Source organism: Rahnella perminowiae (assembly GCF_019049695.1).
In the GTDB taxonomy this organism is placed as follows: domain Bacteria; phylum Pseudomonadota; class Gammaproteobacteria; order Enterobacterales; family Enterobacteriaceae; genus Rahnella; species Rahnella perminowiae.
The window spans coordinates 48,437-69,461 of record NZ_JAFMOT010000179.1; the positions used below are offsets into that span (position 1 = coordinate 48,437).

Here is a 21,025-nt window from a genome sequence, read left to right on the forward strand (position 1 = left end):
GGGGCCTTATGTCAGATCAATCTGCAAAGAATAATAAGGAGAATCCGCTAAAGGATATTGGCACGCTCATCGTAATGATTTTGTTGTCTGTTTTAGGCGCAATCATCGGTGTTCAACTGATTACCACGTTGGGTGTGACGCCAAATACGTCGATTATCGGCGCACTGTTTGCCATGTTACTGGCGCGCATTCCGATGCAGGCTTTTCACCGTTACCGTTCGGTTCACACACAGAACCTGGCGCAAACCGTGATCTCCTCTGCAACCTTTGGTGCGGCAAACAGTTTGCTGATGCCGATCGCTATCCCTTATGTCATGGGGCAGCCGCAACTGATCATGCCGATGTTTACCGGTGTGGCCGCAGCGATGTTACTTGATGCCTACCTGCTTTATCGGCTGTTTGACACCAAAGTGTTCCCGGCCAGCAATGCCTGGCCACCCGGTGTTGCCGCAGCTGAAGCGATCAAAGCCGGTGATAACGGCGGACGTCAGGCCTGGCTGCTGGTTGCAGGCGTAATTGTCGGGCTGGGCGGCGCGATGCTGAAAATCCCGATGGCGGCTTTTGGTACGGCATTTATCGGCAACATCTGGGCGCTCAGCATGTTTGGTATCGGCCTGCTGATCCGCGCGTATGCGCAGCCGGTTGCCGGACTGGATCTCAACGCCTTGTATATTCCGCACGGTATGATGGTCGGCGCGGGGCTGGTGTCTCTGCTGCAGGTGATTCAGGTTGTGCGTGCTAAAAACGCTGATGCCAAAGCCACGTTTACTCAACCGGCGAAAGAGGTGCGTAAAGCGCTCGGCCTGGGCGCATTCGGTTATATCGCCATCGCCGCACTGCTGGCGCTGGCAGGCGGGTTGTACAGTGAAATGTCGGTCGGCATGCTGATTGCGTTCGTGATTTACGCTGCGTTTGCCGCCTTCTTCCATGAGCTGATCGTAGGTATTGCCGCGATGCACTCCGGCTGGTTCCCTGCCTTTGCTGTGGCGCTGATTACCTTAATTATCGGCATTCTGATTGGCTTCCCGCCGCTGGCGTTGTGCGTGCTGACCGGTTTTACCGCCGCAACGGGTCCGGCATTTGCGGATATGGGCTTTGACCTGAAAGCCGGATTCATTTTGCGCGGTTATGGCAAAGATTTGCAGGCTGAACTTTATGGCCGCCGGATCCAGTTATTCGCCGCACTGCTGGCATTTATCATCGCCATTCCGGTGGTGTGGTACGCCCATTACGGTTATTTCGCCCAGGATTTAGTGCCGCCGGTTGCGCGGGTTTATGCCAAAACTATTCAGGCCGGAGCCCAGCCGGGCATTGCGCACAGTCTGCTGATCTGGGCAATTCCGGGCGCATTGATTCAGCTGATTGGCGGCCCGAAACGTCAGCTTGGCGTGCTGCTGGCGACCGGTTTGTTGATCAACAGCGTCATGGCCGGATGGGCCGTGGTCTGCGGCATCGTATTGCGCATTATCATTATCCGCATCTGGGGTGAAAAAGGGCGTACGCCAATGGAAGTGCTGGCGGCGGGTTTTATTGCCGGTGACGCACTCTACAGCTTCTTCACCTCAATTTTCAGTGCCAAAAAGTAGTGAGTACCGCACCAACACCAGGGCTGATGTTCAGCCAGTATTAAACACCTGACTGTTCCCCGATGAACAGCGCCCGCGACCGTTTGGCTACTGCGTGATATACGCCGGTCGCGATGTTTTAAGAGGGCTTTGTGATGAGTTTGCAGCAGACACTAACGGTATTCGAACTGATTGACAGTGCGCATGTCAGTGGTCAGGACATTGTGGACTTATTTGCCCGCTATCCTGAGATCACCGCCAGCACACACCGCGCTGACGGCCCGAAAGGTGGCACTGATTTTGTGCATATCACCATACCGGGCAGCCAGGGGAAAAGCCGTGGCGGTACAGCGCCAACGCTGGGGATTATCGGCCGCCTGGGCGGGATTGGTGCACGCCCGACGCGTATCGGTCTGGTTTCTGATGGTGATGGTGCGATTGCCGCTGTCACCAGCGCGCTCAAGCTTGCTGACATGCAGCGCAAGGGGGACGTACTCGAAGGCGATGTGATTGTTACCACCCATATTTGCCCGAATGCACCGACCCGCCCGCATGATCCGGTCGATTTCATGGATTCACCGATTGATGACGTGACCATGAATGATAATGAAGTGGTTGACGGCGTTGACGCCATCCTGTCCATCGACACCACCAAAGGCAACCGCATTATCAGTCACAAGGGATACGCGATTTCGCCGACGGTGAAAGAGGGGTACATCCTGCGTGTTTCCGAAGATTTGCTGCGCATCATGGAAATGACCAGTGGCAAACCAGCGGTCACTTTCCCGATTACCACGCAGGACATTACGCCTTACGGCAACGGTGTGCACCATCTGAACAGCATTCTGCAACCGTCAACGGCGACTACCGTACCGGTGGTCGGTGTGGCTATTACGGCGGAATCGGTTGTACCGGGTTGTGGCACCGGGGCAAGTCATGAAGTGGATATCGCGCTGGCGGCAAAGTTTGCCGTTGAAGTTGCGAAAGAGTTCGGCCGCGGCACCTGTCAGTTCTTTGATGCCGATGAATATCAACTCTTGTTGTCGCTGTACGGAAGCTTGCGTCACCTGCAAAACCGGAAGTAATACGATGATGACACCTTTTGCGACGTTAACAATCGGACAGGCGCCACGTAGCGACATTATGCCGCTGTTGATGGCACATCTGCCGGCCGGGTCAGTCACCCATGTGGGTTTACTCGACGGGTTAAGCACGGAGCAAATAGAACAGCGTTATGCCGCTGTTGAGGGTGAGGCGATACTGGTCACCCGCCTGCTGGATGGTTCGCAGGTCACGTTGGCTGCACATCGTGTAGAGCGCGGATTACAGGAAAAGATCGACGTCATGGAAGCCCTGGGTTGCATGACCATTCTGCTGCTTTGTACCGGCCAGTTTCATCATCTGCAGGCTAACAATGCGCTGCTGCTGGAGCCTGACCGCATTATTCCCCCTCTGATCGGTTCAATGGTCGGGCAGCACCGTGCGGGCATTGTTGTGCCGGTTGAATCACAGGTGGTTGAACAGGCGGACAAATGGCGCAAATTAGCCAAATCCCCCTGTTTTGCGGTTGCCAGTCCGTATCTTTCTGACGACCAGGAACTGAAGGAAGCCGCGATGTGCCTGGCTGAACAGGGAGCGGAAGTCGTGGTGCTCGATTGCATCGGCTTTAATCGCCATCACGTTGATGTGCTGAAAAAGCATCTGAATATTCCGGTGTTGTTATCGAATGTACTGATGGCAAAACTGGCTGCGGAACTGGTGGTTTGAGGGGATGACTGACGGGCAAACAGCTACCCACAATGGCACTGTGCGACGGTAAAATCAAATCAGCGCTACCGCTTTGCGTGCGGTGTCGTTTCGTGCGGATAAAGCCGTAATAATCAGTGACAGAAGAGGCTTTCTGCCCCTAATATGAAGGCTCTGAAATTTATCGCAAAGGGCCAATCTATGTTGAAAAATAATGAGTATTTTGACGGGAAAGTGAAGTCGATTGGTTTTGACAGCGAAAGTACGGGTTCAGCCAGTGTTGGCGTGATGGCCGTCGGTGAATATACTTTCGGCACCGCAAAGCCGGAAGAAATGACCGTAATCAGCGGCTCTCTGAAAGTGCTGATCCCAGGTTCTCCGGACTGGCAGGTCTTTAAGCCAGGCGAAACCTTCTACATTCCGGGTAAAAGTGAATTCAACTTACAGGTCGGCGAAACCACATCGTATCTCTGTAAGTATTTAACGAAATAGTTATTCAGACACAGTCGAAACAAGAAAGGCGCCAATGAGCGCCTTTTCTTATTTTTGCGGACTGATTTTTGCAGACTGAGAAAATTATCGCTGAGCTTCGCCGCCTAACGCTTCGATCAGGTTCTGGATCAGCGCTGCCAGTTCACCGGTCATCAGCACGAAATCGGCATCGAAACGGCCGGCGAAATCTTCGCGGTCAATATCTTCGTTTTGATCACGAATGACATCGCTGAATTTCAGGCGTTTAATACTGCCGTCGTCCGCCAGCATCAGCGCAATGCGTTCCTGCCAGTCAACGGCCAGTTTGGTCACCAGTTTGCCATTCTCAATATGTGTGGCGATTTCGTCGCTGACCAGCGCCTGCTTCTTACAGCGGATCACACCGCCGTCTTCCAGAATCGCTTTGAGTTCGGCTTCATCCTGCAATGCGAAACCGGCCGGGGTATCCCCTGAACGCACCCATTCGGTCAGCGTCAGTTCGATCGGGCTCTCCATGGTCAGCGGTACCACCGGCAGCGAACCGAGGCTTTTACGCAGCAGCGCCAGCATGTCTTCCGCTTTTTTGGCACTGGCGGCATCAACCATGATCAGGCCGTTAACGGTGTCGATCCACATGAATGTCTGGCTGAAACGGCTGAAGGCGCGCGGCATCAGACTGTGCAGTACTTCATCTTTCAGAGAATCTTTTTCAGTCTTCTTCAGCTTACGGTGTTGTTCACCTTCGAGCTGTTCAATCTTGGCCTGGAGTTCCTGTTTGATCACCGGAGAAGGCAGGATTTTCTCTTCTTTACGGGCGCAGATCAGGATCTGACCGCCGTTGACATGCGTCAGCGCATCGCCACCGTGAGAACCCATCGGTGAGACCCAGCCGGTTTTCGCCATGTCCTGGCTACCGCACGGAGTAAAGGTGAAAGCGCTGAGCTGTTTTTCCATTTCATCAGCAGATAACGAAACTTCACGGCTCAAACGGTAAACTAATAAATTCTTAAACCATAACATGGCGTTATCCCTGTCGCAGCGCACTCGTAGTACGCTGAATAAATGAATGCAGGGCGGCATGATAACCAATTGAGCGTCAGTCGTCGTTAAGAAATCGCCGCACCCTGTAACATTGCATAACAGCTTATTCTGGTGACAGTCGCGTCTGGCTTCTAAACTGAATAAACTCAAAAAAACTGACCCTGCAAAGTGTAAAAGGAGAACACCACGTGCGAATTGGCATTGATTTAGGCGGCACAAAAATAGAAGTCATTGCGTTATCTGATGAAGGTAAAGAGCTGTTCCGTAAACGGGTCGATACCCCGAGAAATGACTACGAACGCACGCTCAAAGCGATCGAAGGACTGGTGCTGGATGCTGAAAAAGCCACAGGCCAGCGCGGCAGCGTAGGGCTGGGGATCCCCGGCACTCTGTCGCCTTTTACCGGTAAGGTGAAAAATTCCAATTCGGTCTGGCTGAACGGACAACAGCTGGATGAGGATCTGGCCCTGCTATTAAAACGCGAAGTGCATATTGCCAATGATGCGAATTGCCTTGCGGTGTCAGAAGCCACTGACGGCGCAGGGGCGGGCCGTCAGACCGTATTTGCGGTTATTATCGGCACCGGCTGTGGTTCCGGTGTGGCGCTTCACGGCGCGGCGCATGCGGGCGGTAATGGCAATGCCGGGGAATGGGGACATAACCCGCTGCCGTGGCAGGATGATGAAGAAATTCAGTTTGCCCGTGAGGTACCGTGCTATTGCGGGAAATCAGGCTGCGTCGAAACCTTTGTTTCCGGCACCGGTTTTGCAGAAGACTACTTCCGTTTGTCCGGTCAGCGGCTGAAAGGCGCAGAGATTATTGCGCGGGTGGAACAGGGGGATGAAACCGCAGAACTGGCGCTCGGACGCTATGAACGCCGTCTGGCTAAGGCGCTGGCGAACGTAGTAAATATCCTCGATCCGGACGTGATTGTCTTCGGGGGAGGCATGAGTAATGTGGATCGTTTGTATCAGACGGTGCCGCTGTTGATTAAACAATGGGTGTTTGGCGGAGAATGTGAAACGCCGATCCTCAAAGCCGTTCATGGTGATTCGAGCGGTGTGCGCGGTGCGGCCTGGCTATGGCCGCAATCGCGCTTTGCGTTGTAAGCATCAGAAATAATCATGAGTAAGTCACAGGAAAAAAAATCGCGCCCCTGTGACTTACCGCCGTTGCCCTTCAGAGCGCCATTTCGCGCTTAAAGACTTCCAGAGTATGTGCCTTGACGCGGATAAATTCCGGATGGCTCATGATTTCCGATCCACGCGGGCGCGGCAGGTCGAACGGTACGATTTCCGCAATCTGCGTCGGTCGCCGCGTCAGCAGTAAAATCTCATCCGCCAGGAACACCGCATCTTCCAGATCATGTGACACAATCAGCATCGTGACGCCAGTCGCCAGTTGCACTTCCTGCAATTTATCGCGGATAAACAGCGTCATCTCGAAATCCAGCGCCGAGAAAGGTTCGTCGAGGAACATCACTTCCGGACGCGTCGCCAGCGCCCGCATGATACATACCGTTTGCTGCTGGCCGCCGGAAAGCTCATACGGATAGCGTTTCAGGTCAAAGCGGATATCAAACATCTGCGTCAGCTCCTCAACCCGTGCATTCACATCGGCTTTGCTCATGCCATGGCGGACCAGTGGATAGGCGATGTTGGCGCGCGCGCTCATCCACGGAAACAGCGCATCGCGGTAGTTCTGAAATACGTAGCCGATGGTGGTTTGTGCCAGCGTTTTGCCGTCAAATAAAATATCGCCCTTATCGACCGGGATCAGCCCGGCGATCATATTCATTAAGGTCGATTTTCCACAGCCATTCGGGCCGAAGATCGACACAATTTTGCTGCGCGGCAGATCCAGATTGAGATCGGTGTAAAGCGGTTGCCCGGCAAAGGCTTTGTTCAGCCCGCGGATTGTCACATGCGTGTCGGGGCGCGTGGCGTATTGAGGCAGCTTCGGGCCTTGGTAGTCAGGGTTCAGCGAGAGAGGTTGCGTCATGCTTTGCTACTCCAGTGCACAGTTTTTTTCTCGATCAGTAAAAAAGCCAGATTCAGCAGATAGCCCAGCGCACCAGTGATCAGGATCGAGGCGTACATATCTTTGATATTGAAAACCTGCTGGGCATCAATGATCCGATGGCCGAGGCCGGTTTCTGAACCGATAAACATTTCGGCGACAATCACGATCACCAGCGCAATCGACACGCCGGTGCGCAGTCCGACAAAGGTTTGTGCCAGGCTTTCCATCAGCATGATGTCTTTGAAAATATGCCAGCGGGAAATACCCATCACTTTGGCGGCCATCAGGCGGGTTTTTTTGGCATTCATCACGCCGTATGCACTGTTGAACAGGATGACCAGCACGGCAGCAAAGGCGGCGATGGCGATTTTGTTGGCATCCGTAATGCCGAAAATCAACATAAACAGCGGGATAAGCGCTGAGGATGGCGTTGAACGGAAGAAGTCGATCAGAAATTCCAGGCTGCGGTAAACTTTTTCATTGCTGCCCAGCATGACCCCCAGCGGCACACCAATGACCGCGGCAAAGGCAAAGGAAACCAGCGTCCGGTAGAGTGTGGCGCCGATATCGGTGCGCATGGACGCATCGGAAAATGACCGGAACATATAGCCAAGTGTCTCGACGGGTGAGGGCAGAAGCACCGGATTGAGCCATTTCGCACTGACGGCCAGTTGCCAGAATAAAAACAGCAGTACCGGGCCGACCAGCGGCAGTAATCTTGAAGACCAGCGTGAAGTCATTCTGTTTCCCCTCATCCCTGATAAATCAGTGAAGCGACATCCACCGGCTTGCTGAAGATTTTCCTTTCTGTAAAGACGTCATAAAATTTCTGGAACCATTGCAGGTTGTCGCCTTTTAAACCGGAATACATCACAAAGCCCGGCAGCGGCACTTCCTTCACCAGCGCCGGTTCAATGCTGGTGTAACCGGCGACATTTTCGCGCGCTTTGTCAGGGTGAGCCGCAATGAATTCCACCGCTTTCTGATAAGCGGCAATAAACTTTTTGGTTTCTTCAGGCTTGCTGGCAATAAAGCTGGCGTTGAGTGCTGCGGCACCGCCAAACCACGGTGCGTCGGCGTTGCCGAGCACATATTTAGAAATCACGCCGGTTTCCAGGGTGCGGGAAAGATTTTTCATCCGCCCCACGGTGCCGGTCGGTTCGAGCGTGTATACACCGTCAATTTGTCCTGCGGCCAGGGCAGGTGCGTGTTGCCCCACCGGCAGTTCGATCACCGACGGGTTAGTGAAGCCATTTTTCTCCAGAATAATTTTCGCCATAGTGACGTTCTGGATCCCCGGGCCGCAGGCAATTTTCTTGCCTTTCAGATCACTGATAGCCTTGGCCGGGCTGTTCAGTGGTACCAGAAACTCATCTAACACCAGCGTGTGGTTTGACGGATTAGAACAGATAATTTTAAACAGACCCGGTGAGGTAATGGCCCCCAGTCCCAGCGCGCCGGTTGCGGTACCATTTGCGCAGCCGTGGATCCTGCCGGTGATCATCCCTTCAACAATTTGTTGTGCGCTGGCGAATTTCACCCCTTTCACATTCAGCCCGGCCTCTTTAAAAAAGCCCTGTTCAAGTGCCACGTACAAGGGTAAACCGCCGACAATCGGCCAGTAGCCAATACGGATTTCATCGTCGCCGGCTGCAAAAACCGACGTCGGGATCATGCCACCCAGGGTTGAAACGCCACCGGTAATGGCAAGCCATTGCATCAGCTGGCGGCGTTTTTTATCGACCGGACGGCATTCTGGTTTGATGTTTTTCATGGGCGGTTCCCTTAGCGGTTATGGATACATTGCAACTTGTACTGCAACTTGTATACATAACGTTAAGCACAGGGCATGCCAGTTTGTTAACGGGCGGGAAGCGGCGTAAATTCAGCAGGTTGACAAAGGGATACGCACTGCGCTGGTGCGATTTTTGGGCGCCTGCTCACAATCAGGATCCACGGCAGGGCATATCGCTAGCAATATTTTTAGCGACATGCCCCGCAAAAGATCGCGGTCAGACTTTAAATTCACTGCTTAAACGGCTGATACCCAGACCATTCACTTTGGTGACTTTGATTTGTACCGGAATGCGATCTTTCATTGCTTCGACATGGCTGATCACGCCGATGGTTTTACCCGAGGCGTTAAGGCTGTCGAGGGCATCCAGTGCCGTATCCAGCGTGTCGGCGTCAAGCGTGCCGAAACCTTCATCAAGGAACAGAGAGTCGATGCGGGTTTTGTCGCTGACCAGATCAGACAATGCCAGCGCCAGCGCCAGGCTGACCAGGAAGCTTTCGCCGCCGGATAATGTGCGGGTGTCACGTAGCGCATCGGCCTGCCAGGTATCGACCACCTGCAACTCCAGCGCATCGCTGGTTTTGCGCTGTAACAGATAGCGCCCGTGCAGTTTTTCCAGCTGGCGGTTCGCCAGATAAACCAGATGATCGAGGGTCAGTCCCTGCGCGAATTTACGGAATTTCGCCCCGTCACTGGACCCAATCATCTGATTGAGATAACCCCAGTCATCACAGGTCAGCTGTGCCTGCGCTATCTGAGCAATCAGCGCCTGTTGTCCGCTGTGGCGCTGCTTGTCGCTTTCCAGTTGGTTCTTCACTTCGCCCAGACGTTGTTGTAACGCTTTCAGTTGTTGAGCCAGTTCCGTCTGCTGCACGGTCAGGGCATTAAGATCACCGTCAGATTCACTCAGATGAGCAGGGCGGACAAGACGATGCTTTTCCAGCATATCTCTGGCGTCAGTCAGTAATGCCTGTGCCTGTGCCAGTTGTTGTTGCAGATGTTCTTTGCGTTGCTGCAGCTGTTGGCGCAGCACGTCGTCAAGCAGCGCTCCTTTCACCGCGGCTTCATCGGCAAACCCGCTGGTGCTCAGCGCCTGTTGCCACACCTGTTCCGTTTGTGTCAGTTGTGCGCTGGTCTGTAATTGTTGCTTCTGCGCACTGGCCAGCTGACCGGCAAGCTGGTCGCGTTGTTCCTGCGCCTTATGCAGCGCGGTCTGGGCATCACTGAACGCTTTTTCTGCCGCCTGCTGTTGCTGATGTAAGTGTTCGCGAACCTGAGCCACCTGGCGCTCGCCGAACAGTTCGAGGCGCCGGGCATGAAGCTCAGAAAGCGCTTTTTCACCTTCGGCCTGTTGTTTTTGCAACCGGACAAGGTCTTGCTGAGATTTCGCCTCTATTTCTACCAGCCGCGTAATGCGTTCGGTCAGCAATGCACTTTGCTGTTGTACTTTTTGTTGGAGATTCAGGGCGTCAGTCAGGGCATCTTTCGCCTGTTGAAGTGCCCGTGCCAGCTGTTCGTGCTGGCCGGTCAGCGCCTGAGACTGCTGCTCTTCTTCGTCGCGGGCGGTCAGCCATTGCGAGATGTCAGTGGTGTCATGCAGGGTAAACGTCAGATTCAGCGGCATGCTGAGCTGTTGCCAGTTTGCCGTCTGCGCATTCAGTTGCTGCTGATCCTGCTCCATCTGGATCTGCAGACGTCTTTGCTGTTCTTTCAGGCTTTTGATCTTCGCCGCCAGTTCGATACCGCTGGCTTTTACCGCATCGAATTCAAGCTGCATTTTCTCGACGCGCTGTGCGGTTTCAGAAGGTTTGATCTCCTGATAGTGTTCAACCGCCGGATGCGAGGTCGAGCCGCACAACGGGCAGGCTTTACCGCTTTGCAAATTCGCGCGTTCAGCTTCGAGGCTGACGATCAGCATTTCCTGTTTATGCAGCGTTTTTACGTCGTTGAGATGTTCAAGTTGTGTCTGACATTGCAGGCGGATCTTATCCAGGCGCTGCTCTTCCTCAGCCAGTTGTACCTGATACTGCGCAAAATCTTGGTTTTGTTGCTGCACGCGCTGGTTAAGCTGCGGGAAAAGTTGCGCGAGCGAAAAAAGCTGTTGTCGCACCGGCCGGAGTTGCATCAGTTCTGTTTGCCGTTTCTGTAAGGCTGCCAGCGGATGCTGTTTTTCCAGAGCTGCCTGACGCTGCTGTGCGGCGTTAAGGGCTTCGGTCAGTGCGGTCTGCCGGGTTTGATGCTGGCGGTTTTCTTCATCCAGTTTTTGTCGTTCTGCCGTTATTTGCCGCAGTGTTGTGTTCTGGTCAGCGGCCTGTTTCTGCGATTCACTGACCGCCCGCTGTGTTTCTGCCAGTGATTTGTGCCACTGAGCGATTTCACCGTCCAGCGGCAGGATTTTTTCTTCGATCAGCGTTTGCATCCGGCGCTGTTCTTCGGCCTGCTTCTGACGTGCAGTTTGCGCCTGTTCTGCTGCCTGGTTCAGCGGCGCCATCTGCGCGATCTGCTGTTCCTGTTGCTGTATCAGTTGCGTCAGATGCTGCTGAAGGCGTTGTGACTCTTCCTGACAACGCTGACGGTCATTGAGTAACGGACGCAGTTTTTCCGCCGGTTCACTGCGTGCCAGCTGTTGTAACTGCGGCGCGGCGGCCAGATTTTCCTGCTCAGCGGCAGCCAGCTGCAACTGAGATTGCTGAAGTTTTTGCTGCACCTGTTGCCATTGTTGCAGCCAGTTCAGATCCCGCTGGCGTTGCTGCGCCTGTTGGCTGAGGCTGTTTTCCTGTGCGTTCAGTTCAGCATGCTGTGCCTCCAGCGTCTGGCGTTGTTCTTCGCTGAGCAGTTCGATGCCGGACATGCGCTGATGCAGACCGTCGAGTACGATGCGCGCTTCTTTATGTTGCTCAAAGACGCGCTGAGACAGCCGTCCGTAAATTTCGGTGCCGGTCAGTTCTTCCAGCAATTCGGCGCGGTCGTTGGCATCAGCATTCAGAAACGCGGCGAACTGCCCCTGAGACAGCATCATGGATTTGGTGAAACGGCCGAAATCCAGCCCGGTCAGTGTGGCGATGGCGTCGAGTTTGTCGCGCACTTTATCGGCCAGAATTTTGCCGCCGGCCAGTAACGCCAGCTCGACTTTCGGTGCCTGCAAGTTGCCATCCGGCGAATTTTTAGCTCGACGCTGGCTCCAGAATGCGCGGTAAGCTACGCCTTTAACTTCAAACTCCACCTCAGCCAGCGATTCGGCGGTGTGGCGGGTCATCAGTTCGTTCTGGCTTGGTGTGATGTTCAGACGTGGCGTCTGATGATAAAGCGCCAGACAAATGGCATCAAGCAGGGTGGTTTTCCCTGCCCCGGTCGGGCCGGTGATCGCGAATAATCCGTTGCTGGCGAACGGCTCGGCAGTGAAATCAATTTTCCATTCGCCTTCCAGCGAGTTCAGGTTTTTTAAACGCAGGCTGAGAATTTTCATTGTGCGCTGTCCTCTGCATTCTGAGCGTGCGTGACCTGCTCAACAACCTGAGCAAAAAGAGTGCGCATCCGCGCCTGACGGGGGGCATCAGGGTCTGGCTCCAGCGCCAGCCGCCGTTCAAAGACGTCGCTGACGCTCAGTTCACTGAGGGTCTCTTTTTCCTGCTGCTCAATGCTGCTGATGCGCTGTTCTTTGCTGCGGCGCAACAGGACAACTTCCACCGGCAAATCCGCAGTCAGCGCCTGAATACGCCGCTGAATATCGCTGAGATAATCCTGCGTGGCGACTTCGATATCAAGCCAGACGGGTTTTTGTGCATCACCGCCTTCGAACTGCGCCAGTTGCTTTTCAATTTCCGCCAGCGAGCCTTTGAGTATCTGCATGGGCTGGAAAACAGGAATTTCCAGCGTGTCGATGGCACTGAGCGTTGCCCCGTCGAAATCGAGCAGATACACACTTTTGGCTTTGCTCAGTTCGTCAAAGCTCAGGGCAATTGGCGAACCGCTGTAACGGATGTGGTGAGTTTTTGCGACGCACTGTGCGCGGTGAATATGGCCAAGCGCCACATAATCAACCGGCGGGAACGCCTGCGCGGGGAAGGCGTCAAGTGTGCCTATATAGATGTCACGCACGGAATCAGAAGTACTGACGCCAACGGTGGTCAGATGGCCGGTTGCAATAACGGGCAGCGGTATGCCGAGTTCATCACGCCTGGCCTGCGCGGCCTGCCAGAGCGCGTCATAATGTGCGGCGATGGCTTCCTGCAATGCCAGTTGTTTGTCGCTGCCGGACTGACCGGCCTGACTGGCCAGCAGATCACGCGGGCGTAAAAACGGGATGGCACACAGTACCGCGCCCGGTTTTCCGTCACGCTGACTGAGCACCAAAATCTGTTCAGACAGATTTTCGCCGACAGTGGCAATCACCCGCGTATTCAGGCAGGAAAGTAGCTCGCGTGATTCATTAAGTGTTGCGACGGAATCGTGGTTGCCAGCCAGTACCACCAGCTGACAGCCGGTTTGTTGTAATTCCACCACGAAGCGGTTATACAATTCGCGGGCATAACTGGGCGGTGATCCGGTATCGAAAATATCACCCGCGACAATCACGGCGTCGACCTGATGTTGCTGCACCTGACCGGTCAGCCAGCGCAGAAATGCCTGATGTTCGGCTGCACGGCTTTTGGTGAAAAAGTACTGGCCAAGATGCCAGTCTGACGTGTGGATCAGGCGCATGAGACTCCTGTATGAACCCTGGATGACGACAATGGGGCAAAGTATAAACGTCGGCGGGGGGAGATGTCCCCGATAAATCAGTCCAATTTCAGCGAGATGGCCGCTAATTATCTGTCATATTTGACTGTAATGAACCATTCTTTTCATTCATAAATCTGTCACAAAACTGACGCATAATGGCGCCCGCAATCAAATAAAAGATCGCTAACCTATTGGCAGGACCTACGATGGCTAGACGTATATTGGTGGTTGAAGACGAAGCTCCAATCCGTGAAATGGTGTGTTTTGTACTGGAACAAAATGGCTATCAGGCCGTAGAAGCTGAGGATTTTGATTCAGCGATTGGGCAGCTTGTTGAACCTTACCCTGAACTTATCCTGCTCGACTGGATGTTACCTGGCGGTTCCGGTATTCAGTTTATTAAGCATCTTAAACGTGAGGCGCTGACCCGCGAAATTCCGGTAATGATGTTGACCGCACGCGGTGAAGAAGAAGATCGGGTGCGTGGCCTCGAAGTCGGTGCCGATGATTACATCACCAAACCGTTTTCCCCGAAAGAGCTGGTTGCCCGCATTAAAGCGGTGATGCGTCGCATCTCGCCAATGGCGGTGGAAGAAGTGATCGACATGCAGGGTTTAAGCCTGGATCCCTCGTCTCACCGGGTGATGGCCAACGAACAGGCGCTTGATATGGGGCCGACAGAATTTAAGTTATTACACTTCTTTATGACGCATTCTGAACGTGTTTATAGCCGGGAACAGTTGCTCAATAACGTCTGGGGCACTAACGTTTATGTGGAAGATCGCACCGTAGACGTGCATATTCGTCGTTTGCGTAAGGCGTTGGAAACCAGCGGACATGACAGAATGATCCAGACTGTTCGTGGTACCGGATACCGTTTTTCAACGCGTTATTGAGTCCTCACAGCGGAGAATCTGTGTGCTAGAACGTTTGTCATGGAAACGATTGGCCGGCGAATTTTTTCTCTTTTGTCTGCCAGCGTTAATTCTCGGTATTTTCGTCGGTCATTTCGGCTGGCTCCTGTTTGTGTCGCTGGTTGCGGCACTGGGCTGGAATTATTACAACCAGCTCAAACTCTCTCACTGGCTGTGGCTTGACCGCAGTATTACGCCGCCGAACGGCCGCTGGAGCTGGGAGCCGCTGTTCTACGGGCTTAACCAGATGCAGATGCGCAACCGGCGTCGGCGTCGTGAATTAGGTCAGTTGATCAAACGTTTTCGCAGCGGTGCTGAATCGCTGCCAGATGCCGTGGTGCTGACCACGGAAGAAGGCAATATTTTCTGGTGTAACGGGCTGGCGCAGGATCTGCTCGGTTTCCGCTGGCCGGAAGATAACGGGCAACATATCTTCAACCTGCTGCGTTATCCGGAATTCCGGCTGTGGATCCAGACCCGCGATTTCAGCCGGGCGCTGAATCTGCAACTCAATAATGAGCATTACGTCGAGTTTCGCGTTATGCCTTATTCAGAAGGGCAACTGCTGATGGTGGCACGCGATGTCACACAGATGCGCCAGCTCGAAGGTGCACGGCGTAACTTCTTTGCTAACGTCAGTCATGAGCTGAGAACCCCGCTGACCGTATTGCAGGGATATCTGGAAATGATGGAAGACGCCAAACTGGAAGAACCTTTCCGCACCAAAGCACTGGATACCATGCAGGAACAGACGCGGCGAATGGACGGGCTGGTGAAGCAGTTGCTGACGCTGTCGAAAATCGAAGCTTCAGCGAATATTGATTTGCATGAGAAAGTCGATATTCCGGTGATGCTCGGTATGCTCGAACGTGAGGTGCAAACGTTAAGCAACGGCCGGCATGAGGTGGTGTTTCGCATTAATGACAAACTGAACGTCTTTGGTAATGAAGATCAGTTGCGCAGTGCGGTATCGAATCTGGTGTATAACGCCGTCAACCACACGCCTGCCGGGACGCGGATTGAAGTCAGCTGGCAGCAAACGCCGCATGGTGCGCAATTCCAGATCAGTGATAACGGGCCGGGCATTGCGCCGCAGCACCTCCCGCGCCTGACCGAACGTTTTTACCGGGTCGATAAGGCCCGCTCGCGGCAGACCGGCGGCAGCGGACTCGGGCTGGCGATCGTCAAACATGCGCTCAGCCATCACCACACCAAACTTGAAGTCATGAGTGAAGTGGGGGTCGGTACGCGCTTTATGTTTACGCTGGCACCGAAGTTGATTGTTCCTCCGGAACAGGCCAGCCAAAGCGATGTAAAGGGATAAAAATCAAGCCACAGCAATAAGCTGTGGCTTCTTTTAGCAAATGATCTGTAACCCTTTTTCTTCGATTAATAGCAGTAAAAGCAGGGCGGCACCCGTTGGTTTCGTTTCGTTGCGTTCCCATTTTTGAATACTGTTAGCCGACATATTGATGAGTCTGGCCAGCACACCCTGACTGATTTTTTCTTTCTCACGCAACGCACGAATACGTTCAGCTGAACTTTCGGCAAAGGCTCTCAGCCGCTCTTCCTGAACGGCCTCATCGACAATTTTGTTAATATCGCGCATCGTGGTTTGTGAAACCACGCCAGATGAGTCATGGAAGCGTTGAGCCATCCGCTGCATTTTTAGCAAACGTTCATCAGCCATTAGACATCGCCTCTTTAATTAATCCAGTCCGAAGTTCTGTTTCGAGTTGCAGCTCTGTGAAGTTGAGCAAATCTTTAGCAATGGCCCGGCCAAACCCTGATTTCGATCTCCCTGTCGGCGCAATTCTCTTCTTGTAAACGTTGCCGGACAAATCCGCATCAAAAAGTCCGTTTGCCAGTTTATGTGCCGACGTGAGGATAACCTGTTCCGACAATTTGCTGGCGGTCATGAAGTCGTGAAAATCCTCTGTAACGAAAATACGTAAACAGTTCATGCTATCGTCCCTGGTAAAAACAACTGTAGTATTTATTACCATAGATCGTCATGGGGCAAATATTGTTCAGCATCATGAAACATCGCAAAGCGATCATGAATTTTATTCAAGCCTCATGAGGATTCCTCTGTTGCTCCGGAGCAATCTGCATGACAATATCGGTTTAAAGACGTTTAGACATCCAGATGTCTAAATATAACGCCGCGTAATTATTCACTATGTAAATCATTCGCATTCCGCCGCCAGAAGCGGGATGGCTAAAAGGAGTCATGCATGCAACGTACAACCCCTCCGTTCCGCGCTGATGTCGTCGGCAGTTTCCTGCGCCCTGCGGCAATTAAACAAGCCCGTAAGCAATTTCAGTCCGGGGAGATTGATGCCGCGCAACTGCGGGCAGTAGAAGACGCTGAAATCCGCCGCGTGGTGGATTTACAGCGCGAAGCCGGTCTGCAAGTGGTCACTGACGGTGAGTTCCGCCGGGCGTGGTGGCACTTTGATTTCTTCGAAGGTCTTGAAGGTGTGGAAGGTTACGACGCAGTGCAGGGGATCCAGTTCAACGGCGTCCAGACCAAAGCACGCAGTATTAAAGTGGTCAGCAAACTCGGTTTCGGCTCGCATCCGATGCTGGAAGATTTCCGTTTCCTGAAAAGCATCAGCGGAACGGCGGTGCCGAAAATGACCATTCCAAGCCCGAGCGTGATGCATTTCCGCGGCGGACGTAACGCCATTAGCAAAGAGGTTTATCCGGATCTGAAAGAGTATTTTGACGATCTTGCGCAGGTTTATCGTGATGCGATTAAAGCGTTTTACGATGTCGGTTGCCGTTATCTGCAACTTGACGACACGGTGTGGGCGTACCTGTGCTCTGAGGATCAAAAGAAGCAAATCCGCGAGCGGGGCGATTCTCCGGAAGCGTTAGCGCGTACTTACGCTGATGTGCTGAATAAAGCGATTGCCGGTAAACCGGATGATCTGGTGATTGGTCTGCATGTCTGTCGCGGCAACTTCCGTTCCACCTGGATTTCAGAAGGTGGCTATGAGCCGGTGGCGGAGATCCTGTTTGGTGGCGTGAACATCGATGCCTTCTTCCTGGAATATGACAACGAGCGTTCCGGTGGCTTCGAGCCGCTGCGTTTCATCAAAAAAGGCCATCAGCAGGCGGTCCTGGGGCTGATTACCACCAAATCCGGTGAACTGGAACTGGCAAAAACAGTAGAATCACGACTGGCAGAAGCCGCTGAATATCTGGATATTAACCAGATTTGCCTCAGCCCGCAGTGTGGTTTTGCGTCTACGGAAGAGGGTAACAGCCTGACCGAAGCGCAGCAGTGGGAAAAACTGAAGCTGGTGGTCGATATCGCTGCCCGCGTCTGGTAACCCCTGACGCGTTGGAAATTCAGCTTCAGGAATATGCTGAGTATTGTGCGTGAAATAACCTGCAGATGGTGATTTCACGCATTTTTTGTCTTATCTGGGCGTATCTTGTGCTTCGTTAGTTTAAAAATCATACATATCATATGGTGTGTTTTTGACGGTATTTAGTGAATATCCCTGCTTTGATATATTAATCTGGTCAAACACTCTGCTTTTTCGATCACGTCTTGCCTTTATACGCTATAAAAGTTTACCTTAGCCTTCGCTGTCGCTCGATACTCCCTGCATAACAACGTAATCATCTGCATATCATCAGGCGTTTTGCTCACTTCGATCCTTATATTGATGCTCTCTGACTTTTTCAGGACATTCATCCTTTTGACGACGTGGCGCGACGGCAGCATCGGACACTTTATTCATTTGAACAGGCAACACGACACCCATCATGAGTACTCGTTTAACAAATAAAGATATTCTGGCGCTGGGTTTCATGACCTTCGCCTTATTCGTCGGGGCCGGAAATATCATTTTCCCGCCAATGGTTGGCCTGCAGGCAGGCCATGACGTCTGGTGGGCTGCTGCCGGGTTTATGATTACCGCCGTCGGGCTACCCGTGATGACGGTCATTGCACTTGCGCGCGTTGGTGGCGGTGTGGATGCCCTGAGTACGCCAATTGGTCGTGGTGCCGGTATTCTTCTGGCGACCGTGTGTTATCTGGCCGTTGGTCCGCTGTTTGCTACGCCACGCACGGCAACCGTATCTTTTGAAGTGGGGATCGCACCGATGACCGGTGACGGCCCGCTGCCTTTACTGATTTACAGCGTGATCTATTTCGCTCTGGTCATTGGCATCTCTCTGTATCCGGGCCGTTTGCTCGATACCGTCGGACATTTCCTCGCGCCACTGAAAATGGTCGCGCTGGCGGCACTGGGTATCGCTGCTGTACTTTGGCCAGCGGGTTCTCCGATGCCAGCGGTGGATGCTTACCAGACGGTGCCGTTCTCCAGCGGTTTCGTTAACGGTTATCTGACCATGGATACACTGGGGGCGCTGGTGTTTGGTATCGTTATCGTCAATGCCGCGCGTTCCCGTGGTGTTACGGATGCCAAACTGCTGACCCGTTATACGGTTCTGGCGGGTCTGATTGCCGGTCTGGGTCTGATGCTGGTTTATCTCAGCCTGTTCAAACTCGGCGAAAACAGTGCTTCACTGGTGCCTGACGCGACTAACGGCGCGATTATTCTGCATGCGTATGTGGCGCACACCTTTGGTGGCATTGGCAGTTTCTTCCTCGGTGCGCTGATTTTTATTGCCTGCATGGTGACGGCGGTTGGCCTGACGTGTGCCTGTGCGGAGTTCTTTGCCCAGTATTTACCGCTGTCTTATAAGACACTGGTCTTCATTCTGGGTCTGTTCTCCATGCTGGTGTCCAACCTGGGGCTGAGCCATCTGATTCAGATTTCAGTGCCGGTACTGACGGCGATTTATCCGCCATGTATCGCGCTGGTTGTGCTGAGTTTCACCCTGCGCTGGTGGAACAGCACCACGCGTATCGTGGCTCCGGTCATGGTGGTAAGTCTGGTGTTCGGCATTGTTGATGGGATCAAAGCCTCTGCTTTTGCTGACCTGATGCCCGCCTGGACCGCTAACCTGCCACTGGCTGCGCAAGGTCTTGCCTGGTTACCGCCTTCATTATTAATGCTGGTGCTGGTGGGAATATATGACAAAATCAGCGGCCCGCGCAGCGTAACCGCGCATCAGTGATCATCGGGTGAATGTTCGAAGAGCTAAAAGCATGAATGTCTGACGAATGTTTCGCCAATCAGGCCACGGAGAACCCTTCCGTGGCTTTTTCATTGGCGGGCTAAAAGTCATTTTTTTAGAATACGATTTTTGATATCAAAAAAAACAACACGGGTTAACGCACATGCAGCAAGAAGCTGAACAACCAATCGCGCAACAAGAAGCGCCGGGCACGAAGTTAAAACGTGGCCTGACAACGCGCCATATCCGCTTTATGGCACTGGGCTCAGCCATCGGAACCGGTTTGTTTTATGGCTCGGCAGACGCCATTAAAATGGCCGGGCCGAGTGTATTGCTGGCGTATCTGGTCGGCGGAATTATCGCGTTTATCATCATGCGTGCCCTCGGCGAAATGTCGGTTAACAACCCGCAGAGTGGTTCATTTTCGCGTTATGCGCAGGATTACCTCGGGCCGATGGCAGGTTACATCACCGGCTGGACATACTGTTTCGAAATCCTGATCGTCGCTATCGCTGATGTCACGGCGTTCGGTATTTATATGGGCGTCTGGTTCCCGGATGTGCCGCAATGGACCTGGGTTCTCAGCGTGGTGCTGATTATCGGCGCGATTAATCTGGTCAGCGTAAAAGTGTTTGGCGAGCTGGAGTTCTGGTTCTCGTTCTTCAAGGTTCTGACCATCATTATCATGATCGTGGCAGGCTTTGGCATTATCTTCTGGGGCATCGGTAATGGCGGGCAGGCGACCGGCATCCACAATCTGTGGAGTCACGGCGGCTTCTTCAGTCAGGGGATCATGGGGACAATTTTGTCATTGCAACTGGTAATGTTTGCTTATGGTGGCATTGAAATCATCGGGATCACGGCCGGTGAAGCAGAAAATCCAAAACAATCTATCCCTAAAGCCATCAACTCCGTGCCGCTGCGTATTCTGGTATTTTACGTGGGTACACTGTTTGTGATCATGTCTATTTTCCCATGGAATCAGGTGGGGACACAGGGCAGCCCGTTCGTGCTGACTTTCCAGCACATGGGTATTACCGCGGCGGCGGCAATCCTGAACTTCGTGGTGATCACCGCCTCGCTGTCGGCGATTAACAGTGATGTATTCGGCGTGGGCCGTATGCTGCATGGTATGGCAGAGCAGGGGCAGGCACCGAAAATGTTCAGCAAGGTATCGCGTCTGGGCACGCCGTGGGTCACCGTGCTGGTGATGATGGCGGCACTGCTGGTAGCGGTTTATCTGAACTACATCATGCCGTCGGCTGTGTTTCTGGTGATTGCGTCTCTGGCGACTTTCGCGACGGTCTGGGTGTGGATTATGATCCTGTTCTCCCAGATTGGTTTTCGTCGCAAACTGAGCAAACAACAGGTGAAAGAACTTGAATTCCCGCTGCGAGGAGGTGTTTACACCTCCGTGTTCGGGATCATTTTCCTGGTGTTCATCATTGGCCTGATTGGTTACTTCCCGGATACCCGTATTTCGCTGTATGTCGGGATGGTGTGGGTAGTGGCATTACTGGTGGGTTATGCCTTCAAACGCCGGAACGATCGCAAGAAAGAAGCGCTGGCGCTGAGCAACAAAGCGTAAGCAAGCACTTACCTTCCGGTAAATTTTAAAGCCCTTGATATCAGATGATTTCGGGGGC

Annotated in this window: 19 protein-coding genes; 10 read left to right on the forward strand and 9 right to left on the reverse strand. The window is 53.2% G+C overall.

Translation table 11 applies throughout. The features are described 5' to 3' along the window. Positions 1-8: 8 nt before the first annotated feature. The 4 genes from J1781_RS14670 to ppnP all read left to right on the forward strand — a co-directional run bounded on the left by J1781_RS14670 (position 9) and on the right by ppnP (position 3,803). Entirely contained in the window at positions 9-1,586 is a 1,578-nt protein-coding gene (locus J1781_RS14670) for an OPT/YSL family transporter (RefSeq protein WP_129952876.1), read from the forward strand. 134 nt (positions 1,587-1,720) lie between these two features. Further along, positions 1,721-2,650: a DUF1177 domain-containing protein gene (locus tag J1781_RS14675; protein ID WP_217233801.1), complete on the forward strand. Its 930-nt coding sequence runs from the start codon at positions 1,721-1,723 to the stop codon at positions 2,648-2,650. A 4-nt stretch (positions 2,651-2,654) separates the two neighbouring features. Beyond that, positions 2,655-3,332: an AroM family protein gene (locus J1781_RS14680; RefSeq protein WP_217233802.1), complete on the forward strand. Its 678-nt coding sequence runs from the start codon at positions 2,655-2,657 to the stop codon at positions 3,330-3,332. A 180-nt stretch (positions 3,333-3,512) separates the two neighbouring features. After that, complete coding sequence (gene ppnP, locus J1781_RS14685; RefSeq protein ID WP_013576688.1) at positions 3,513-3,803, forward strand: pyrimidine/purine nucleoside phosphorylase; 291 nt, start codon at positions 3,513-3,515, stop codon at positions 3,801-3,803. A gap of 84 nt (positions 3,804-3,887) precedes the next feature. Here ppnP and rdgC read toward each other — a convergent pair whose 3' ends face one another. Further along, complete coding sequence (rdgC, locus tag J1781_RS14690) at positions 3,888-4,802, reverse strand: recombination-associated protein RdgC (RefSeq protein WP_129992102.1); 915 nt, start codon at positions 4,800-4,802, stop codon at positions 3,888-3,890. Positions 4,803-5,011: 209 nt separating this feature from the next. Here rdgC and mak point away from each other — a divergent pair, with 209 nt between their 5' ends. After that, positions 5,012-5,932 carry a fructokinase gene (gene mak / locus J1781_RS14695; protein ID WP_217158665.1) on the forward strand — a complete coding sequence of 307 codons (921 nt, stop codon included), beginning with the start codon at positions 5,012-5,014 and terminating at the stop codon, positions 5,930-5,932. Positions 5,933-6,002: 70 nt separating this feature from the next. Here the strand turns inward: mak and J1781_RS14700 are convergent, their stop codons facing one another. The 5 genes from J1781_RS14700 to sbcD all read right to left on the reverse strand — a co-directional run bounded on the left by J1781_RS14700 (position 6,003) and on the right by sbcD (position 13,341). Then, positions 6,003-6,824, reverse strand: a complete 822-nt coding sequence (locus J1781_RS14700; RefSeq protein WP_238483384.1) for an ABC transporter ATP-binding protein — start codon at positions 6,822-6,824, stop codon at positions 6,003-6,005. Then, on the reverse strand, positions 6,821-7,585 hold the full coding sequence (locus tag J1781_RS14705; RefSeq protein ID WP_217221001.1) for an ABC transporter permease: 765 nt from the start codon (positions 7,583-7,585) through the stop codon (positions 6,821-6,823). Before J1781_RS14705 ends, J1781_RS14700 begins: the two co-directional genes overlap by 4 nt. Before the next feature lie 11 nt (positions 7,586-7,596). Further along, complete coding sequence (locus J1781_RS14710) at positions 7,597-8,619, reverse strand: ABC transporter substrate-binding protein (protein ID WP_217158666.1); 1,023 nt, start codon at positions 8,617-8,619, stop codon at positions 7,597-7,599. A 238-nt stretch (positions 8,620-8,857) separates the two neighbouring features. Beyond that, positions 8,858-12,106 (reverse strand): exonuclease subunit SbcC, encoded by a 3,249-nt coding sequence (gene sbcC, locus J1781_RS14715; protein ID WP_217233803.1) that lies wholly within the window; start codon positions 12,104-12,106, stop codon positions 8,858-8,860. After that, positions 12,103-13,341: an exonuclease subunit SbcD gene (gene sbcD / locus J1781_RS14720; protein WP_217139382.1), complete on the reverse strand. Its 1,239-nt coding sequence runs from the start codon at positions 13,339-13,341 to the stop codon at positions 12,103-12,105. Before sbcD ends, sbcC begins: the two co-directional genes overlap by 4 nt. Before the next feature lie 227 nt (positions 13,342-13,568). Here sbcD and phoB point away from each other — a divergent pair, with 227 nt between their 5' ends. Both phoB and phoR read left to right on the forward strand, forming a co-directional pair. Continuing rightward, complete coding sequence (phoB, locus tag J1781_RS14725) at positions 13,569-14,258, forward strand: phosphate response regulator transcription factor PhoB (RefSeq protein ID WP_013576682.1); 690 nt, start codon at positions 13,569-13,571, stop codon at positions 14,256-14,258. A 22-nt stretch (positions 14,259-14,280) separates the two neighbouring features. After that, positions 14,281-15,600 carry a phosphate regulon sensor histidine kinase PhoR gene (gene phoR, locus J1781_RS14730; RefSeq protein ID WP_129952867.1) on the forward strand — a complete coding sequence of 440 codons (1,320 nt, stop codon included), beginning with the start codon at positions 14,281-14,283 and terminating at the stop codon, positions 15,598-15,600. 33 nt (positions 15,601-15,633) lie between these two features. On the opposite strand, the gene J1781_RS14735 is transcribed toward phoR, so the two are convergent. Together J1781_RS14735 and J1781_RS14740 are read right to left on the reverse strand one after the other, a co-directional pair. Then, entirely contained in the window at positions 15,634-15,966 is a 333-nt protein-coding gene (locus J1781_RS14735; protein ID WP_217221003.1) for a helix-turn-helix domain-containing protein, read from the reverse strand. Next, complete coding sequence (locus tag J1781_RS14740; RefSeq protein WP_217221004.1) at positions 15,959-16,240, reverse strand: type II toxin-antitoxin system RelE/ParE family toxin; 282 nt, start codon at positions 16,238-16,240, stop codon at positions 15,959-15,961. Before J1781_RS14740 ends, J1781_RS14735 begins: the two co-directional genes overlap by 8 nt. A 273-nt stretch (positions 16,241-16,513) precedes the next feature. Between J1781_RS14740 and J1781_RS14745 the strand changes: the two genes are divergently transcribed. After that, complete coding sequence (locus J1781_RS14745) at positions 16,514-17,617, forward strand: cobalamin-independent methionine synthase II family protein (protein ID WP_217233804.1); 1,104 nt, start codon at positions 16,514-16,516, stop codon at positions 17,615-17,617. Positions 17,618-17,926: 309 nt separating this feature from the next. Here J1781_RS14745 and J1781_RS26335 read toward each other — a convergent pair whose 3' ends face one another. Beyond that, a complete protein-coding gene (locus tag J1781_RS26335; protein WP_268838425.1) occupies positions 17,927-18,061 on the reverse strand; it encodes a hypothetical protein in 135 nt (44 codons plus the stop codon). Here J1781_RS26335 and brnQ point away from each other — a divergent pair. Then, on the forward strand, positions 18,060-19,379 hold the full coding sequence (brnQ, locus tag J1781_RS14750; protein WP_129992097.1) for a branched-chain amino acid transport system II carrier protein: 1,320 nt from the start codon (positions 18,060-18,062) through the stop codon (positions 19,377-19,379). The two genes, J1781_RS26335 and brnQ, sit on opposite strands and share 2 nt — an antisense overlap. A gap of 163 nt (positions 19,380-19,542) precedes the next feature. Further along, positions 19,543-20,967, forward strand: a complete 1,425-nt coding sequence (proY, locus tag J1781_RS14755) for a proline-specific permease ProY (RefSeq protein ID WP_217221005.1) — start codon at positions 19,543-19,545, stop codon at positions 20,965-20,967. Positions 20,968-21,025 lie beyond the last annotated feature (58 nt).

What these genes read in the sequence shown, in the direction of transcription:
- J1781_RS14670 (WP_129952876.1), top strand. Translation starts at nt 9, where the DNA reads ATGTCAGATCAATCTGCAAAGAATAATAAGGAGAATCCGCTAAAGGAT.
- J1781_RS14675 (WP_217233801.1), top strand. Translation starts at nt 1,721, where the DNA reads ATGAGTTTGCAGCAGACACTAACGGTATTCGAACTGATTGACAGTGCG.
- ppnP (WP_013576688.1), top strand. Translation starts at nt 3,513, where the DNA reads ATGTTGAAAAATAATGAGTATTTTGACGGGAAAGTGAAGTCGATTGGT.
- brnQ (WP_129992097.1), top strand. Translation starts at nt 18,060, where the DNA reads ATGAGTACTCGTTTAACAAATAAAGATATTCTGGCGCTGGGTTTCATG.
- phoB (WP_013576682.1), top strand. Translation starts at nt 13,569, where the DNA reads ATGGCTAGACGTATATTGGTGGTTGAAGACGAAGCTCCAATCCGTGAA.
- J1781_RS14735 (WP_217221003.1), bottom strand. Translation starts at nt 15,966, where the DNA reads ATGGCTGATGAACGTTTGCTAAAAATGCAGCGGATGGCTCAACGCTTC.
- J1781_RS14710 (WP_217158666.1), bottom strand. Translation starts at nt 8,619, where the DNA reads ATGAAAAACATCAAACCAGAATGCCGTCCGGTCGATAAAAAACGCCGC.
- J1781_RS14745 (WP_217233804.1), top strand. Translation starts at nt 16,514, where the DNA reads ATGCAACGTACAACCCCTCCGTTCCGCGCTGATGTCGTCGGCAGTTTC.
- J1781_RS14705 (WP_217221001.1), bottom strand. Translation starts at nt 7,585, where the DNA reads ATGACTTCACGCTGGTCTTCAAGATTACTGCCGCTGGTCGGCCCGGTA.
- J1781_RS14680 (WP_217233802.1), top strand. Translation starts at nt 2,655, where the DNA reads ATGATGACACCTTTTGCGACGTTAACAATCGGACAGGCGCCACGTAGC.
- J1781_RS26335 (WP_268838425.1), bottom strand. Translation starts at nt 18,061, where the DNA reads ATGATGGGTGTCGTGTTGCCTGTTCAAATGAATAAAGTGTCCGATGCT.
- J1781_RS14700 (WP_238483384.1), bottom strand. Translation starts at nt 6,824, where the DNA reads ATGACGCAACCTCTCTCGCTGAACCCTGACTACCAAGGCCCGAAGCTG.
- J1781_RS14740 (WP_217221004.1), bottom strand. Translation starts at nt 16,240, where the DNA reads ATGAACTGTTTACGTATTTTCGTTACAGAGGATTTTCACGACTTCATG.
- proY (WP_217221005.1), top strand. Translation starts at nt 19,543, where the DNA reads ATGCAGCAAGAAGCTGAACAACCAATCGCGCAACAAGAAGCGCCGGGC.
- sbcC (WP_217233803.1), bottom strand. Translation starts at nt 12,106, where the DNA reads ATGAAAATTCTCAGCCTGCGTTTAAAAAACCTGAACTCGCTGGAAGGC.
- sbcD (WP_217139382.1), bottom strand. Translation starts at nt 13,341, where the DNA reads ATGCGCCTGATCCACACGTCAGACTGGCATCTTGGCCAGTACTTTTTC.
- rdgC (WP_129992102.1), bottom strand. Translation starts at nt 4,802, where the DNA reads ATGTTATGGTTTAAGAATTTATTAGTTTACCGTTTGAGCCGTGAAGTT.